Origin of the sequence: Stenotrophomonas maltophilia group sp. Smal32, from assembly GCF_030237085.1 — a bacterium.
GTDB classification, from domain to species: domain Bacteria; phylum Pseudomonadota; class Gammaproteobacteria; order Xanthomonadales; family Xanthomonadaceae; genus Stenotrophomonas; species Stenotrophomonas maltophilia_Q.
In genome coordinates this window covers 79,921-94,883 of record NZ_JASJSI010000001.1, presented here as the reverse complement: position 1 = coordinate 94,883, position 14,963 = coordinate 79,921, and the positions used below count along the sequence as shown (strand labels likewise).

Sequence of the window (14,963 nt, the reverse complement as noted above, 5' to 3'; positions counted from 1 at the left end):
TAGCCCGCGCTGGACTGATGATCATGAACGCCGCCGAGACCCGATATCTCCACCAGGTGTATTCTGAGGCACTGGTGTGATGTAGCGCCCTCCCTCCGACCTTGTCCTAAGAGCAAAGAGATGGAAACTTTCGCTCCACCGCTTACTTCAGAATGCTGCTTGTGTGGATCGAAGGAAGCGCTTTCCGGTGAGCACAAGATCAAGGCATCCGCTCTCAGAGCCGTGTTTGGCAAGCAGGGAATGGTGATCGCCAAACACGGTGGCCCTTATCGCTTCGCACAAAGTCCAAGCTCCAAAGCGCTCCATTTCTCCGCCCGTGTCTGCGAAGTTTGCAACAACTCAAGGACTCAGCCGGCCGATCTGGCATTCGACCAGTTCAACGCGCGAGCTCTAGAGCTTATGGCGCTCGGCTCGAATCCTGCCGATGTCTTTAAAGATCCACGATTCATACAAGACGGACCTCTGTATCTGGACGTTTTCAGATACTTTGCGAAGCTGATGTGCTGTCATCTTGCGGAGATGAGCGCGCCATCATTTGAAGATGTTGCAGGCTTTGCCATCGGAGCGAATGACGACAACTTCATCCTTTTGACGGTTGATGCGGATGTCGCGTTTGAGCGGCTACGAATTCATCTCCCCGAGATGCCGTACGCCGCCCACGGTGGACTTGCTATCACAGGAGATCGGGACTCGCTCGCGCCGGCGTCCTTCTACTCGACTCTTACCATAGGGCCTGTTCGTTATCGCTACCAAGTTAGGCTCAACGAGATCGGTCAAGCGCGGCTCATGATTGAGCACCCGGCGTTCTACGACTGGTGCGCACGCCGGGTCGAGGATGCAATCAAGAATCCGATGAGTGACGAGGACAGTGAACTGCTTGGTCTTGCAGTCAATACTCCTGATCATTCAGACCCAGAGTAGCCCCCACGTTCGCCGAGCGAGCGACGGCGCCACTTTGCGGCCGAGGAGTCCTCTCTCTGGCCGAGCGATCTCTCCGGCGCATCAATGCGCACCGCTGGGTAGCCAGCTTAGATGCTGTGGTGCGCAGCCATCAGGCAGAAGACCACCTTAGGAAGAGCGAACGGTCACCTGCAGCTGCTAGTGACTTTGCTTCAAATGGGGAGTCGCCGCCGACCATCTCCCTTGCCATCTCCTGGAGCGGCATCGCAAAAGCACGGAGACGCTATAGTGGAGGTCTAAGAACTCATCCACACCATCTGACCACACGGACGCGTAGCCAACATGTCACTGAGTACAATGCCTGGAATCGACATTGGTGCGGTTGAGCGGGTCATGAGATCCGTTCTGCCCCAGTTGAAGGCGCTGCAAAAGAGAGATGAGTTGGATGAGGATGAGAAAGCCAAGCTCATCTACGCGAACCAGAAATTGTGGAATGCCTTCTATAAATCGGAGTACACACGTAGTCACATAGGTTGGGAACACGCGCTCGAATTAGTCTATGCAGTGCTGAATTCTGGCGATCTCGACGATGCCCGTTCGTTTGCAACGCGGCTTGATGCTGCGCTGAAACAAACGGCGCAGCATCTCGACTACATTGCCGTCGTCCCTCTGGGGTTCTTTCAGCCAATGGCTTTCGCCTCGAAGAGGCAGAGGGCATTTTTTCGTCCATTCCAAGTTGGTCCATTCACACTGGTGCCACCTGCAGTCACAAGCGCGGCGCTAAACAAGCGCATCCAGGTCTTTGACTCCAAAGCTGTACCGGACGACTTGTTCGAACATCAGCAACGGCAGACTGACCAAGCACTGAGCAGCACTCCTTTGTTGTTCCTGCCAACCCATGGCTCGTCGGATTCCCTGCGTCACCAGACACGTGCATCTGCTCGCCGAGTGATCGGGTTGATTGAATTGCTTGGTCGAGTTTTCGGCGTAAAGAAGCCAGCGCTGGGGAAGGAAGTCACACCAAACTACTTGTTCCTGATCAACAAGCGTACGGGGTGGCTTGATCGGGTTATGACAATGCGCCCGTTGACTGTGTCCATTTCGCTAGAGAGAAAGCTTGTTCAGGTAATGAGGCGTCCGGACGTACCAATTGCCCTCAAGCTGCTCTCCTCGGGTGAGGAGAAAACCTTGAATGCACAGCTTAGGAATGCGCTGGAATTCTTTGGTCGAGCCGTGAACGAGAAAGATAGCGTGGCGCGATTCATTTTCTTTGTCATATCAATGGAGGCAATCTTCTCTCGCGATAAGCACGCACCCATCAAGGTTACACTGGCTGACTACGCGTCACTACTTTGCTTCAAGGGCAAGGACCGGAGGCGCGTCCATGTGGATCTTGGAAATATCTACGATGCTCGATCAAGCATTGTGCATACCGGTGCAACTAGCGTTGAACGTTCGCTTCTGATAAAAGCCGAAGCGTTAGCGGCAAGAGCGTTGTACTGCAGTTTGATGCTTGCCGTTCATCTCGATAATGGTCAAGGGGATCTTCAGAAGAAGTTCTTCGATTTGCTCAAGGGTATGAAGATCGGTGTCGAACTCAATCCAATTAGGCTGCCCGCTTGGCATGGCTATGGCCCGGATGTAGACGAATAGTTGAAACGTCGAAGTGTGAGTAGCCGAGCGTCATGACGCTCTCTTGCTAGGTTGAACCTCGCGATGGCACACACCGCCTGGATCTGGTGCGTGCACCTGTCAGGCCGCTGGGGTGTGATGATTAGATGCCCTCGAGGTGCGTTTGCCCACGCCCCCGAGTTCGATCCTTTTGCGCCACATACTGGCTGAATTTCCGGGCGCCAATCATTGTGATTTTGCGAGCTGTCGATAGAAGTGCTTCCATCTAGCGCTACCATTCGAACAGTCCAACATGTCTGACGTCGATGCACCAAGGGTCCAGCAGCCGGCCAGCGGACCTTGAAGTAGCTGTTCTTAGGGTCTACAGAAAGATCGCAGTGGCATGGGCACTGACTGAGGAGGAACAGTGTCAGATCCTCGCTGTGCCTGCTCTGCCTGTGCCCGAAGATCTGAAAGGACCGGCCGGCCCAGATCTCCTGCTTCGCATTGGCATCATTATCTCGATCTACCGAAGCCTGCATACCATCTTTGCAAACCCAGCACAGGCGGACGCATGGATTCACCGTGCGAACCTCAATCCGCTCTTTGGAGGAGACCCTGCGATCAGGCTAATGGGCTCACCCGCTGCCTCCGCCATAGGAGCTTATGCCCACCTTGCTCCTTAGGCGGACGGCTGTCTATCGCGTGAGCCTAGTGGTACGCACGGGTGTGAGCCCTCTGGTACGGGTCCAGGGGACTCTTGGTGAAGCAAGGGGGACTCGGTCTGACTGTTCCCGGCGACGTCTCCGTCACCGGCTTCGATGACATCCCGGCAGCTGCAACTGACACCCTTTCCCTGACGACCCTGCGCCAGGACATGCGGGAACAGGCCAAGTGGGCCTTCCAGTCGTTGCAAGCGAGAATGCGCGGTGACAAATGAGCGGCACGGAAGATCGTAATCCCCGTGGAGCTGGTACACCGCCGATCTGTACGCCCTCTAAGCTAGGCCAACTGTAGTCAGGCTCTCGGCGCAGCGAATTGGGTTTCAGCCATTGGCATCCGCCTTGAGCCGTGAGAGCCAGCTCTTGAGCTCCGCAGGGTTGCTAAAAGGATATCGCTGAACAGGGACGTCGGCACTTGCCTTCGCTATCCGATATGCGCCCCGCCTGAGTCCGTCATATCCGTACGCGGAGTTCGATGCCTCTGCTAGCGCAGACATCCAGTTGATGATGTGTATGACGTCCTTCTCCAGCTGAGCAGACTGAATTCCTTGGCCAGTCTGTTGTCCGTGCATGATCTTGTTGCGATAGATCTTTATTCGCTTGATCTCTTTCCACAGGGGAGCATGCGAAGAACCTAGTAGCTTCGGTATTGGCGTTACGCCAAGCGCTTTGATTCCAGAAATGAAGGTCTCTGGATTCAAGTTCCTGTTAGCGACAAACGCCTCGATAACCGCGTCCAGAGTCTTCTCAGTGATCGCGGGATGCTGAAAAACGAAGAAGCTGAAGAGCCGCCGTAGTTGCTTTTCGTACTTCACCCAGCTCACTACCAACGCGTCTACCCTGCGAGTACTGCCATTGCACTGCCAGAGTGCCTCAACCGTACTGAACTCTTCTTTGAGTGCTGGTGGAACAATCAGCTTGCGCATAATTCTCCTTGGGCAGGATATCCGATAGGCCGATCCCCGGGCCCGGTTGCTTGGCTTGCGTTGCGAGCTGAATCGAGAGGTCGTCCAACTGGCGCAGCCCGATCTTAGGGCGACGAATTCCCGCTAACAACACTGGCACGTGGCTCGACTAGCGCCTGCGCCTCTCCAATCAAGCAGACAGCTAGAGCTTTAGCCCTAAATCGCTCATATCACAGTCGGACTCAACCATCCGTCATTTCCGGGGGTTGGGCGGACAACCAAGGTGAGGGAGTGGTTTTGAAGAGATTTCAGATTGGAGCGTCCCGTACGCTGAGCAAGCGCGTGCTGGGACTTTCGATGGCTATTGCTCTGGGACTGCCGTTGGCTGTTGCGGCAGAGCCAGCGGCCACTGATGGTGCCTTGGCAGACAGCCGGGCACATGAGCTGGTTGCGCGGATGACCCAGGACGAGAAGATCCAGATGGGATCGTGTCTCAGTCGGGATACCTCTCCTTCAAACAAGCCGACGAACGATTCAATGGCCTGTTATGTGATTGATTTTAAAGGGCCCAGGCCCTCCTTCCAGAACAAGAAAGAAGTTTCCGCTCGCCCCCTTGAAAAAGTTGATGTGCATCACAAAATTGACAGTTGGCTGAACAAGAACAGCCGGCTGCAGGCGGTCTCATTGCTCGAGACGGCAGAGCGGCAATCTGAGATTGATGGACCAACCTTCAGGGGGATGTCGAGATGGCGACCAAGCACGAAGTGATTTTCTACCCGGTTGGTAACGGGGACACGACGCAGATCATTCTTGATAATGGAAAACGAATTCTCTTCGACTTCCGTCACAAACAGTGCGCGGAAGAAGAGTCGACACCAGAGATTGATCTGAAAGCAACTCTCAAGAAAGACCTTGCCGACGCAGGCAAGGAAAGTTTCGATGTCGTTGCATTCACCCACGCAGACAACGATCACATCGAGGGAAGCGCTGACTTCTTCTGGCTTGAGCATGCAAAGATCTATCACGGCGAGGGTCGGATCAAGATCGACCAGCTCTGGGTCCCTGCAGCGATGCTCGTGGAGAAGGCTACCCAAGAACAGCTGAGCGAAGAGTTCGTGCTTCTGAGGCAAGAGGCGCGCCACCGTCTTCTCGAAGGCGAAGGTATTCTGGTCTTCTCCAAGCCACCCGAATTGATGGAGTGGCTGGAGCCCAAGCTGAAGGCTCGTGATGAAGCATCGACGGCCCGGGATCACCTGTTTGTCGATGCTGGCACTATCGTTCCGGGTTTTACCTTGCAAGAAGACAACGTGGAGTTCTTCTGCCACTCGCCCTTTATCGACCATTGCGAAGACGGCGACATCATCAGAAACTCGGCAGCCTTGGTGTTCAACGTGAGGCTCCAGGCAGACGGCCGCACCTACGACTACCTGGAAGTTGGTGATGCCGACTACCGCGACCTGGAGAGAATTGTCGACATTACGAAGTACCACGGCAATGAAGACCGCCTTGCCTGGGATCTCTTCAACATTCCCCATCACTGCAGCTACAAGGCGCTTGGGAAAGAGAAGGGAGACAAGGACACTGTTCCCTCCGAGAAGGTCGCTGAGCTTCTCATGAAGGGGAAGAAGGACTCGTACATCGTAGCCTGCTGCATACCGCTGCCCGACATCAAAGAGTCCTACGAGCGGGTCCAACCACCCCACATCCAAGCCCGCAGGACCTACGAGTCCTATCTTGAGAAGGTTGGTGGACGATCCTTCCTCGTAACTATGGAAGAGCCCAACGCGAACAAGCCTAAGCCGATTGTCTTTGAGGTGGCTGCCGCAGGCGTCACCTGGACGAAAGCAGCGTCGTCATTTGGCTCTGCGGCTATCGTTGCCTCCCGCCCTGCCAGGGCAGGAGCATGAGCTCGGAGTACTTTGCGCATACATTGACTGCTCTCGACGAGCTAGCGGCAGTCACACCGCGTACAAGCGCGATGATCGCCGCTGTCAATGCTCACCGTGACTTCAAACTCATCGAGGTGATGCGTAGCGCCAAGGTAGATGAGCTGGACACCGTCTACCTAATGGTGGACGTCGAATGCCATGGTGTGCCAACCCACAATGAATACGGGCTCCGCTTTCGGGAGCGCATGCTCATACATGTGCCTCAGGACGATGCGAAGGCAACGGTCGTTTGGTCCATGCGGAAGGACTTTCCGAGGCTTGCACACCAGAACAGCGTAACGTCGCAGGGCCCAGCTCAGCTCTGCTTGTATTTCGAGCCGCCCTCGGTTGTCGCCCGCACCTGGACTCCTTCGTCATTTCTCGCTCGGATCCAGTGGTGGATGGAGAAGAATGCTAAGGGCGAGCTGCATCTGGCCGATCAGCCTTTGGACATGCTGTTCTTTGAGTCTCGGAATGAACTGCTGATCCCCTGGGATCTTGATCAACTGGCGGCAGGGGGAAAGCTCAGCGTCATCGCTGCAGCAGCGCGCAAGAGCGATGGCTGGACACTGCGCATCGTTGATCAACTGCCTGCCAACAAATCTCTCCACGCTACTCTGGTCAAGGTAGATCTTGAGCCTATTGAAAGCGGGATGATTGAATGGGATCCGCATACTCTCGGACAGCTGAATGAACTCTTGGCACGGCGAGGAGCGGACCTGGTTCCGCTTGTAACAGCGGCTATCCAGGCAGCTACGCCTTCATGCGGACTCACTCGCCAGGATGAGGTTCCGAGCACGCTTGTGCTGCTCTCTGTTCCCATCAAGCGTGCGTCGACCGGCGAGGTAGAAGGAATCACCTATCGCGCCTTCTTCCTTGATGGTGGGACACTGAAGATCGGCACTATGCTCGGTGCCCTTATTCCGCATGACGGTCGATACTTCAGCTCAGTTGGTGTTGTTGGAAATCAGCCGCAGGAAGGATGGGAGTCTATCGGGCTTGATCCAGTCACCGTTCTTTGGGAGAACAGCCCTGAACGTGCACGAAGCCAGTCGGGCTTCAGCGATGCGGGGCCGCAAGGCGTGTTGATCGGCGTTGGATCTTTGGGAAGTGCTCTGCTGGACCTATGGGTTCGATCTGGCTGGGGTCGGTGGACTGTAGTGGATAAGGATCATGTCCGACCGCACAATCTGTCACGCCACACTGCATTCAATAGACAGATTGGGCTACCCAAGGTTCTGGCAGTCTCCGCAAATGCCAGGGAGGTCACGCGCAACGGTTCGGCTGTGACTCCTCTCGAGGAAGACGTCCTTACCAGCACCTTGCCGGAGCTGGAGCAGGCCCTTCGGAGTGCAGACCTAGTCGTAGATGCAACTGCGGACCTGAGCTACCCGCGGGCGTCAGCAGTCGTGGATGATCGATCACGGCATGTGAGCGTGTTCGTAACTCCCAACGGTCGGTCGGGAGTTATGATGCTTGAGGACGTCGCCAAGGAGCGGTGCCTGCGTACGATTGAAGCTCAGTACTACCGCGCCATCATCAATTCCGATTGGGGAAGAGTCCATCTTGAGGGCCATCGCGGAGCGTTCTGGAGCGGAGCATCGTGCCGTGACATCTCAATGGTCCTACCGTACTCCAGTGTGATGATTCATGCCTGTCAGTTTGCCGAGAGCATCCCAGCCCATATTGCCGATCCCCAGGCTGCCGCGTTGATCTGGCAGCGAGATGTGAGTGGCCAAACGGAAGCGATAGAGGTCCCACTGTTTGATAGGCGGATACACCAGGCAACTAATGGCCTCAGCATCTACATGGATGAAGGCCTACACGAACACCTGCATGCTCTGCGCACAACGAGTCTTCCCAACGAGACGGGCGGTATCCTCCTCGGCTACCACGACTTCACGCAGAACCTCCTCGTCGTTGTAGATGCGCTGTCGGCGCCAACTGACAGTAAGGGTACGCCCGCTTCGTTCGAGCGCGGTGTTGCAGGAATGCCAGAGGCCGTTGCAGAGGCACAGAACCGCACTGCTGGAATCGTTGGATACGTTGGAGAGTGGCACAGCCACCCAGACGGCTGTCCGCCAGAGCCAAGCCGAGCTGATCTTGTGCAGCTGGTCGAGCTCGCTATGGGAATGCACGAAGAAGGCCTTCCGGTAATCCAAGTCATCGTTGGGAGCCATGACATTCGTGTTGTCCAGGCGGAGGTTCAGCCTTGAAAGATCGCCAGATCGATCTAGTGCTTTCCGGTGGAGGGATCAGAGCAATGACCTTCCACTTGGGGGTCATGCGGGCGCTGGCAAATGCTGGTTGTTTGGAGTCAGTGTCTAGGATATCCAGCGTGTCGGGAGGGAGCCTTGTCACCGGACTCGTGCTACATCGCTCTGGCATGAAATGGCCGACTTCAGAGCGATTTCTGGGAGAGATCTACCCGGCACTCCGCGATGAGCTCACTTCACGCAGTCTCCAGTGGGATGCCCTCCGCGAACTGTCGAGCATCTCGAATCTCCGCTTCTTATTAAGCCGCTCAAATCTCTTGGCCGCTGCCCTGCGGCGTCGGTGGGGCATTGAGAACAAGCTTAGCGATCTTCCCGCGACACCTGATTGGTCAATCAACGGGACCAACGCTGAGAACGGACGCCGCTTCCGGTTCAAGCGTGCAAACTTGGGAGACTACCTCACGGGTTACGCAGCGACGGGCAACTTCCCCCTGGCCAGCGCAATGGCTGTCTCGGCCGCCTTCCCAGGCGGCTTTGGTCCGCTTCGCCTCAGGGCGGACAAATTCAGGTGGAAGCGTCGAGCGAGCTGGAGCGGTCCTGCACACGAAACCGTAGACTCCCAGCCAGGCTCTGTGATCCATCTCTACGACGGTGGCGTATACGACAACCTTGGACTCGAGCCCTTCTTTGATGCGGGTAGTGGAGAGCCGAAGGAGCCGAACGGCCACTTCATCCTGGTGTCAGATGCAGGAAAGCCCTTGGATATGGGCTTTAGCAAATACTCTCTGAATCCATTCCGGATCAGGCGCGTGGCCGACATCATGTCTGACCAGTCACACGCCCTAAGGGTTCGTACCTTTCACCACTACCTTTCTAAGGGTCCTAATAGGGGAGCAATGATCTACATCGGTAGTCCTGCCGGTATGGACTCTGCAGATCAGGAAGAGGCAAGGTTCGTAGCCACGTTCCCCACAAGCCTCATCAAGCTGACCGAAGCCGACTTCGACAGAATTGCGATCCACGGAGAAAGGCTGACTCGCTTGCCATAACGGAATCCAAGGCATTCATTTCGCAAGCATAGAGCCACGGAGCTGTGCAAGTGCCCACCGAGATCGAGCGATGGCGCCGAGAATACAACGAAGAACGCCCCAAGGACGCCATCGGCGGCATGACACCGGCCGCCTACGCGAAACATCTGGTCAACATCGATATCATCAACCCCGGACTCTAAACCCGACCAATACTCACGGCGGGGGAGGGGGCGTCGGCGGCACCCAGCGTCATCTTCTTGGATGGGTCATAGATTGCGCGCTTTTCCGCGCACTTCGACTAGATTCCGCACTAGTGAGCAGAATTGCGCGCAAATGAAGCACACGCCTATCCAGTCACCAGAAGAGATAACTGAGGCTCTCGGGCAGCGAATCAAGGAGCGCCGCCTCAGAATCAACATCTCACAAGCCGACCTAGCCGACAAAGCGGGGATCTCCCGCAGAGCCTTGGTGCAACTTGAAGGAGGACAAGGATCGACTGTGCGCACCCTGATCTGTGTGCTCAAAGCTCTCGGCTTGGAGCATCAGCTGAACTCGATTGCCAGCCTCCCGACAGTCAGCCCTATGGCAATGCTCAAAGCCACGCGGTTGCGCAAACGGGCCAGCTGAGGGCGGAGCAGCTGCGCTGGCCGGCCCAAGCTCTTTGCCAAGCATCTTGCTGCACTGCTTCCGGCCCGCACGCGCTGAAACCTGTAGGCTACCGTTTCGGTGGTGGTGCGCTGGAGGACAGTCCAAGCTGGGTTCCGATCAGCTTTGAACGGGTATGTCATCTACCATCTTTCGCTGATGATCTGCCGCAGTCGGCCAAGTTCGGCTAGCGTGGCGTGACGGCGCCTGCAGAGATAGAGCGAGATGGGGTCAACTTGAGTGGAATGCGGACTCAGCCTTGCTGGGCAGCGGTTCCAGATCTCAACTTCGGCGAATGAATCGGCTTCGTCAGGTGACAGATTTCTTCTTGTTGACCTCAGAAGACGTTGGTGTACTGCGAGATGACGCGGATGCTCGTCCTGGCCGCACTCCCTCCAAGGGAGTGCGGCCTCACTCGCGATGCGCATCTGTCCGAGGCGCGCCACGGAGCGCGTGCGGACACGCAGAACATCGATAATCGGAGTCGACAACACCGGCTCTACTCTCGCCCAAGTGACGCTGCACTCATCCATCTCGACATGAGACCTTGCTCCGAAGCGATCCACTGCGCCAATTCCGGCAATAACTAGTTGCGCGACTGGCAGTTAGATTGCGCATACCAAACCCCGAGCCCCCCTCTATAGTTTTAAGCACTTAGGCGCCCTGGGCTTGCCCTCTAGAACTGTATTGCCTCCGATATGAGTAGCGGCTACCCAGTACCTGGGACCGGCGTAGGATCTGGCGCCCCTTTTGGAAGCCGCCCCAAGGACCGGCCGCCTCGATCAAAGACATCGCTCTCTGTAGCTATACTCGCGCCAGCATGGGTCGCTCGGGGGCGTAACAATGGGACGGGCAAAGCACGAATGGATGGAGGATCAGGAGAGAGGCTGGAGCTCCATCGAGGGGAGCACCTGCGAGGATTGCCTGAATCAGGCAGATATCTGGCGACTGTCGAAGGCCAACATTTGCCAAGGCGAGTGCGACTACTGTGACAAGAGCAGCATCCCTGTTCTTGCTGTCGAACACGTTCAAGAACACCTCTACGAAGTGGTGGGAAAGTACTACGCCGAGCCTGCAAATGCGGGTACTCCCTGGGTGGACGGAGGGTGGATCGTTCCCACCCTGGACACGGACGATGTTCTGGACGTGCTCGGCTTCTATCCGGCCGACGCGCTGCGTGCGGATATTGTCGAGGCTGATGTCACTGGATACTGGGTTGAAGCTGCGCGCGGGCATTGGGCGGATGTCCAGGACGAGGAACTCATGCTCCACTCCTGGAAGAGCTTCTCCTATGCGGTGAAGCATCAGACTCGATTCAACTTCCGAAATGTTCGTACGGATACGGACTCGCAGGAGATACCCGTCGCCGACATGCTGGAAGTCGTCGGTGTGGAAATAAGCTCCTTGATCAGGCCGCTCGATACCGGAACGGAACTGTACAGGGCAAGGTATCTCCCGGCTGACGGATCCATTGAGGTATCAGGGTCGACCCTAGGGCCGCCTCCGAAAGAGCGGGCCACGGCCGGCCGTATGAACCCTGCAGGGATCCCATACTTCTATGCCGCGTTCGATGCGAAAACCGCCCTTGCGGAGATCGGCGCGGCCCCCGAAGGCACGTTGCCCGCGACCGCGGTCTTCCGTACCGATCGACTGCTTAACGTTGTGGACCTGGTGGAGCTTCCCCGAGCGCCCTCCGTCTTTGCAACTGACCTAAGGTCTGAGCGCATCAGGGCGCTGTTCTTGACCGGCTTCGTGACGGCAATCACACAGCCTGTCGACAAGGATGGCAGAGAACATATTGACTATGTCCCCTCGCAGATCGTTTGTGAGTACGTAGCTCAGTCTTTTTCTCGAGACGATGGCGTTTCCATCGACGGACTAATCTTCCCAAGTGCGGCCCACCCAGGCGGAGTGAATCTGGTAATTTTCCCGTCAGGGAGCCCCTTCCAGCACAATCGATTCAAGGCTATCTCTTTCAGTAGTGCCGTCTCGATGTGAAGGCGCTGTTCCAACCCACCGCTTGGGTGGGATCCACTAGCCCTGCTTGGCAATGGCCTTCTTCCTGCGGGCTTAGACTTTCTGGCAACGATCTCGATTGATCGGCTTCTATCGCGCCAAGGTTGCCGCGGGCGGCACCATGCTGGAGTACGCCATCCTCGCGACTCAAACCACTGCGCTCAAGTGGCTGAACCTGGACAACACCCGACCGGCCCGGTCATTGCCGTCTAATGGTAGTGTCGATGGTTGACGTTGGAGCCACAGGCATAGCAACGCCGATAGGCACCTCCCATCCGGGCACGGCCGGCACGCTCGGCGCCGAGCGGCCCACCGCAATGAGAGCAGTCATGGCCCGCACCACGCTGCAACCTGTGCAGCCGGTAAGTGGCCATCCCCATCAGCACCAGGCTTGCGGCCACAAGGCCGACAGGCACCAAGCTGGCCATGGACTTCAGGCCAGCCAGCAGAGGGTTCTGAGGCCAAGCTGACAGCATGGCTACACATAGCGCAGCCAGCACCAGCAGCGACGCAGATAGACCGTACGCTCGCACCACCATCCAGTTTCCTCGTTCCATGATCCCAGCCTATCTCGTGGTTGACTGAGCGATCATCAGCATCAGGCGTCGCACAGCGTGAGATTGGACCGGCATCAGGATCGTCAGTCCAGGTTGACCATCCGCCGGCAGAGAGTGCAAGGCGCACGGAGCTTCCTCGATGCCATGCCAACAAAAGATCGACCCCCATCCGAGGCATCAACCTTAGGAAGTGGCCAGCCGGTGGGCTGCGCCTGTGGGGAATCGCCCTACGGTCTCTGAATGCCCGAATCTCTACCATCAGAGACTCACTCTGGAACAGGAAAGTGCGACTGCATGGGTACACCTTATGAAAACCAGATCCTGGGCGCGTTCGTCTTCGCCCTGGGTGTTGAATGCGGAAAGGCCGGTGTGTTCATGCCGGCCAATTTATTCCAGCAAACCCCGTTGGACGGGACGTTCGGTGACCTCGTGGTCGGCGCGGACTGGTGCCTGGCCTTGGAGTTCAAACGAGAGGAAGGAACCATCGACTCGGAGAAAGAGAAATGGAGCAAGGAAGCGCTGCAGGCCTTTGAGGGCGACACGCTGCTTAAGGTCGCCTCCCGCAGGGCCCACATGCTGTGTTTCAGCCGGCCAACGTCCGATGGAGTTGATCTGTTCGCTATGGTCTACGCATCCGCGTTGGGCTTGGGTAAGTCCAAGGTTGAGATGGAGTGCCATCGTCTTATCCAAGCTCTCGTGCATCTGGTCGGCGACAAATCTCCAGAAGCCAAAAAGAAGATTGGCCTGCCGCCCCGCGAGCTTGAGGCGTACCTGCGCAAACTTGCCTCGTACCGCAGACAAGGCGGAGGTGGAAGGGATGCGACCTGGCTTGCCGTGGCCAAAAGCGGCGATAGCTTCAAGATCCGGACGAGTTCTTCGCTGGAGCAACTTCTGGAACCTCTTCAACAACGTGCCCGATCTCCTTCTGAGCAGCAAGACCACAGCGTCTGGCGTGGACCGACGCTTGGAAGTCGAGACGATGACGAGCACGAACGGTGATACATAGAAAATGATGTCGCGCCCGTTTCTTCCACAGGATGCACTCAATGAGTGCATGGCTGCCATATGGAACAGTCTTATTAGAGTGCTGGGACACGAACACTCGCGATCGTGCGTAGAGCATAGCGACGCAGAACTCCTCGCCGGACAGCGAGCAGAATCAGATGTGCTCTAGTCGCAAGCCGTTGGAGATGATTGGAACCTTCTCGCGGTTCAGTTCGCACGTCAGTTTCCATAGCTGAATCCGAAGCGATGCGGCTCGAAGCTGCTCGATGCGGGTGTTGATTGCGGCACTCTGCGACTCGATTCGGGCGGCCGTTACATCTCCAAGTGACCGTTCTCCAGCGGTCATTCCCGCGACTGCACCACGCTCCATTTCCTGCGTAGCCGCCTCAAGCTTCTGCAGAACGTCAACTCTTTGGAGCCCAGCGACAGCGTTGGACGGGAAGCCCACCGCCACGTTCCCGCGACGTCGACGTTCGTAGCGGGGAGCGCTGGGGCGCGAATAGGTACAAGGCTGCTTGGAAGCCTGACACGTCACACCCAGCAGCCTGCAAGCCACGTAAAGCCAGAGCATGGTTAGTATTTGCTGCGGTATTGCCTGCGGCGCTTATTCTGGGGCACGAGCGCCTGGATCTAAGCTATAATCAATAAGTGACAGGTCTAGGGTGAGTTGCCTGTTGTGGTCTTCGGAATGACACCAGTAGTCGGGGTGTCACGATCATCATTTGGACAGATGCCTGGAGAGTGGCCGTAGACGGGCATCAACTGAATGCTGGCCTCCAAATGGAGGCCGCGATTAAGGCATGATTCTAAAAGGCTAACGCGCTGAGCATGTATATACAGGGGGTTGAATGAAGAATAGTTCGGAAAGCTATTCGGGTGGTGCGGGCTATGTCTACATTCTCCAGGATCCGCTCCACATCAACAAAATCAAGATTGGAAGATCGTTGGACCCAACCCGACGCATCGAGGAGCTTCATGGAACGTCGTCTGCGGCGCGCCTTCAGCTGCGCGCGCTTTGGGTAACTTCGAATGCCGCTTTTCTTGAGAGGTCGATTCAAGGCATGTACGAATTCAATCGAATATCGCCCGATAGGGAGTTCTTCTTGATCGCGGACCCGAGTTGGTTCTCTGTTGGCGTCTTGAATGATCCAGATTCGGTTGATGCGTTCTTGTGGCAAATGACATCCGACATCAACGAGGCCATTTCGACCACGGAGACGGAAGCGCGCTTCGTCCCTCTCGAAGAGTATTTTGAGAGGGTTCATGAGAGGAAAGAGATCTATCCACGGGGCCCTAAGGGGTTCTGACAAGCATCGTGAGGCGAGCAGCTTAAAGGACCAAGGAAAGCTTCTTCCAGCTGCTGATACTCGAGCGGATCAAGCGGAGGATCTACAGCAGTCACGACGAGGCGCAGTTGACCAGCTTTG

At 56.6% G+C, this 14,963-nt stretch carries 13 protein-coding genes and 1 pseudogene; 13 read left to right on the top strand and 1 reads right to left on the bottom strand.

Annotated elements, in window-relative coordinates; all coding sequences use genetic code 11:
* The first annotated feature begins 120 nt into the window (after positions 1 to 120).
* From QRO91_RS00385 to QRO91_RS00375, 3 genes are all read left to right on the top strand, one after another.
* Positions 121 to 921 (top strand): hypothetical protein, encoded by an 801-nt coding sequence (locus QRO91_RS00385; protein ID WP_197650778.1) that lies wholly within the window; start codon positions 121 to 123, stop codon positions 919 to 921.
* 336 nt (positions 922 to 1,257) lie between these two features.
* Positions 1,258 to 2,553 (top strand): HEPN domain-containing protein, encoded by a 1,296-nt coding sequence (locus tag QRO91_RS00380; RefSeq protein WP_285310182.1) that lies wholly within the window; start codon positions 1,258 to 1,260, stop codon positions 2,551 to 2,553.
* 721 nt (positions 2,554 to 3,274) lie between these two features.
* Positions 3,275 to 3,451, top strand: a complete 177-nt coding sequence (locus QRO91_RS00375; protein ID WP_285310181.1) for a substrate-binding domain-containing protein — start codon at positions 3,275 to 3,277, stop codon at positions 3,449 to 3,451.
* 105 nt (positions 3,452 to 3,556) lie between these two features.
* On the opposite strand, the gene QRO91_RS00370 is transcribed toward QRO91_RS00375, so the two are convergent.
* The gene (locus QRO91_RS00370; RefSeq protein ID WP_197650781.1) at positions 3,557 to 4,159 is read right to left on the bottom strand and encodes a hypothetical protein; all 603 of its coding nucleotides are present in this window, start codon (positions 4,157 to 4,159) and stop codon (positions 3,557 to 3,559) included.
* Positions 4,160 to 4,495: 336 nt separating this feature from the next.
* Between QRO91_RS00370 and QRO91_RS00365 the strand changes: the two genes are divergently transcribed.
* The 10 genes and pseudogenes from QRO91_RS00365 to QRO91_RS00320 all read left to right on the top strand — a co-directional run bounded on the left by QRO91_RS00365 (position 4,496) and on the right by QRO91_RS00320 (position 14,843).
* Complete coding sequence (locus tag QRO91_RS00365) at positions 4,496 to 4,906, top strand: hypothetical protein (RefSeq protein WP_197650782.1); 411 nt, start codon at positions 4,496 to 4,498, stop codon at positions 4,904 to 4,906.
* Entirely contained in the window at positions 4,885 to 6,045 is a 1,161-nt protein-coding gene (locus tag QRO91_RS00360; protein ID WP_197650783.1) for an MBL fold metallo-hydrolase, read from the top strand. Before QRO91_RS00365 ends, QRO91_RS00360 begins: the two co-directional genes overlap by 22 nt.
* Positions 6,042 to 8,282 carry a ThiF family adenylyltransferase gene (locus QRO91_RS00355; protein WP_197650784.1) on the top strand — a complete coding sequence of 747 codons (2,241 nt, stop codon included), beginning with the start codon at positions 6,042 to 6,044 and terminating at the stop codon, positions 8,280 to 8,282. The genes QRO91_RS00360 and QRO91_RS00355 overlap by 4 nt, the downstream gene beginning before the upstream one ends.
* Positions 8,283 to 8,302: 20 nt before the next feature.
* Positions 8,303 to 9,331, top strand: coding sequence for a patatin-like phospholipase family protein (locus tag QRO91_RS00350; RefSeq protein ID WP_285310186.1), 1,029 nt, complete (start codon positions 8,303 to 8,305; stop codon positions 9,329 to 9,331).
* Positions 9,332 to 9,387: 56 nt separating this feature from the next.
* Positions 9,388 to 9,513, top strand: a pseudogene (locus tag QRO91_RS00345) (integrase core domain-containing protein); the annotation flags it as partial.
* A gap of 133 nt (positions 9,514 to 9,646) precedes the next feature.
* Positions 9,647 to 9,940, top strand: a complete 294-nt coding sequence (locus QRO91_RS00340; protein WP_197650786.1) for a helix-turn-helix domain-containing protein — start codon at positions 9,647 to 9,649, stop codon at positions 9,938 to 9,940.
* Positions 9,941 to 10,825: 885 nt separating this feature from the next.
* Complete coding sequence (locus QRO91_RS00335; RefSeq protein WP_197650787.1) at positions 10,826 to 11,956, top strand: HEPN-associated N-terminal domain-containing protein; 1,131 nt, start codon at positions 10,826 to 10,828, stop codon at positions 11,954 to 11,956.
* Between the two features lie 97 nt (positions 11,957 to 12,053).
* A complete protein-coding gene (locus QRO91_RS00330) occupies positions 12,054 to 12,206 on the top strand; it encodes a hypothetical protein (RefSeq protein ID WP_197650788.1) in 153 nt (50 codons plus the stop codon).
* A 619-nt stretch (positions 12,207 to 12,825) separates the two neighbouring features.
* A complete protein-coding gene (locus tag QRO91_RS00325) occupies positions 12,826 to 13,530 on the top strand; it encodes a hypothetical protein (protein WP_197650179.1) in 705 nt (234 codons plus the stop codon).
* A gap of 854 nt (positions 13,531 to 14,384) precedes the next feature.
* On the top strand, positions 14,385 to 14,843 hold the full coding sequence (locus tag QRO91_RS00320) for a GIY-YIG nuclease family protein (protein WP_197650180.1): 459 nt from the start codon (positions 14,385 to 14,387) through the stop codon (positions 14,841 to 14,843).
* Positions 14,844 to 14,963: the final 120 nt, after the last annotated feature.

Bases quoted from the DNA above. Each gene is read 5' to 3' on its own strand.
- QRO91_RS00385 (WP_197650778.1), top strand. From the start codon at position 121: ATGGAAACTTTCGCTCCACCGCTTACTTCAGAATGCTGCTTGTGTGGA.
- QRO91_RS00380 (WP_285310182.1), top strand. From the start codon at position 1,258: ATGCCTGGAATCGACATTGGTGCGGTTGAGCGGGTCATGAGATCCGTT.
- QRO91_RS00370 (WP_197650781.1), bottom strand. From the start codon at position 4,159: ATGCGCAAGCTGATTGTTCCACCAGCACTCAAAGAAGAGTTCAGTACG.
- QRO91_RS00365 (WP_197650782.1), top strand. From the start codon at position 4,496: ATGGCTATTGCTCTGGGACTGCCGTTGGCTGTTGCGGCAGAGCCAGCG.
- QRO91_RS00360 (WP_197650783.1), top strand. From the start codon at position 4,885: ATGGCGACCAAGCACGAAGTGATTTTCTACCCGGTTGGTAACGGGGAC.
- QRO91_RS00355 (WP_197650784.1), top strand. From the start codon at position 6,042: ATGAGCTCGGAGTACTTTGCGCATACATTGACTGCTCTCGACGAGCTA.
- QRO91_RS00340 (WP_197650786.1), top strand. From the start codon at position 9,647: ATGAAGCACACGCCTATCCAGTCACCAGAAGAGATAACTGAGGCTCTC.
- QRO91_RS00335 (WP_197650787.1), top strand. From the start codon at position 10,826: ATGGAGGATCAGGAGAGAGGCTGGAGCTCCATCGAGGGGAGCACCTGC.
- QRO91_RS00325 (WP_197650179.1), top strand. From the start codon at position 12,826: ATGGGTACACCTTATGAAAACCAGATCCTGGGCGCGTTCGTCTTCGCC.
- QRO91_RS00320 (WP_197650180.1), top strand. From the start codon at position 14,385: ATGAAGAATAGTTCGGAAAGCTATTCGGGTGGTGCGGGCTATGTCTAC.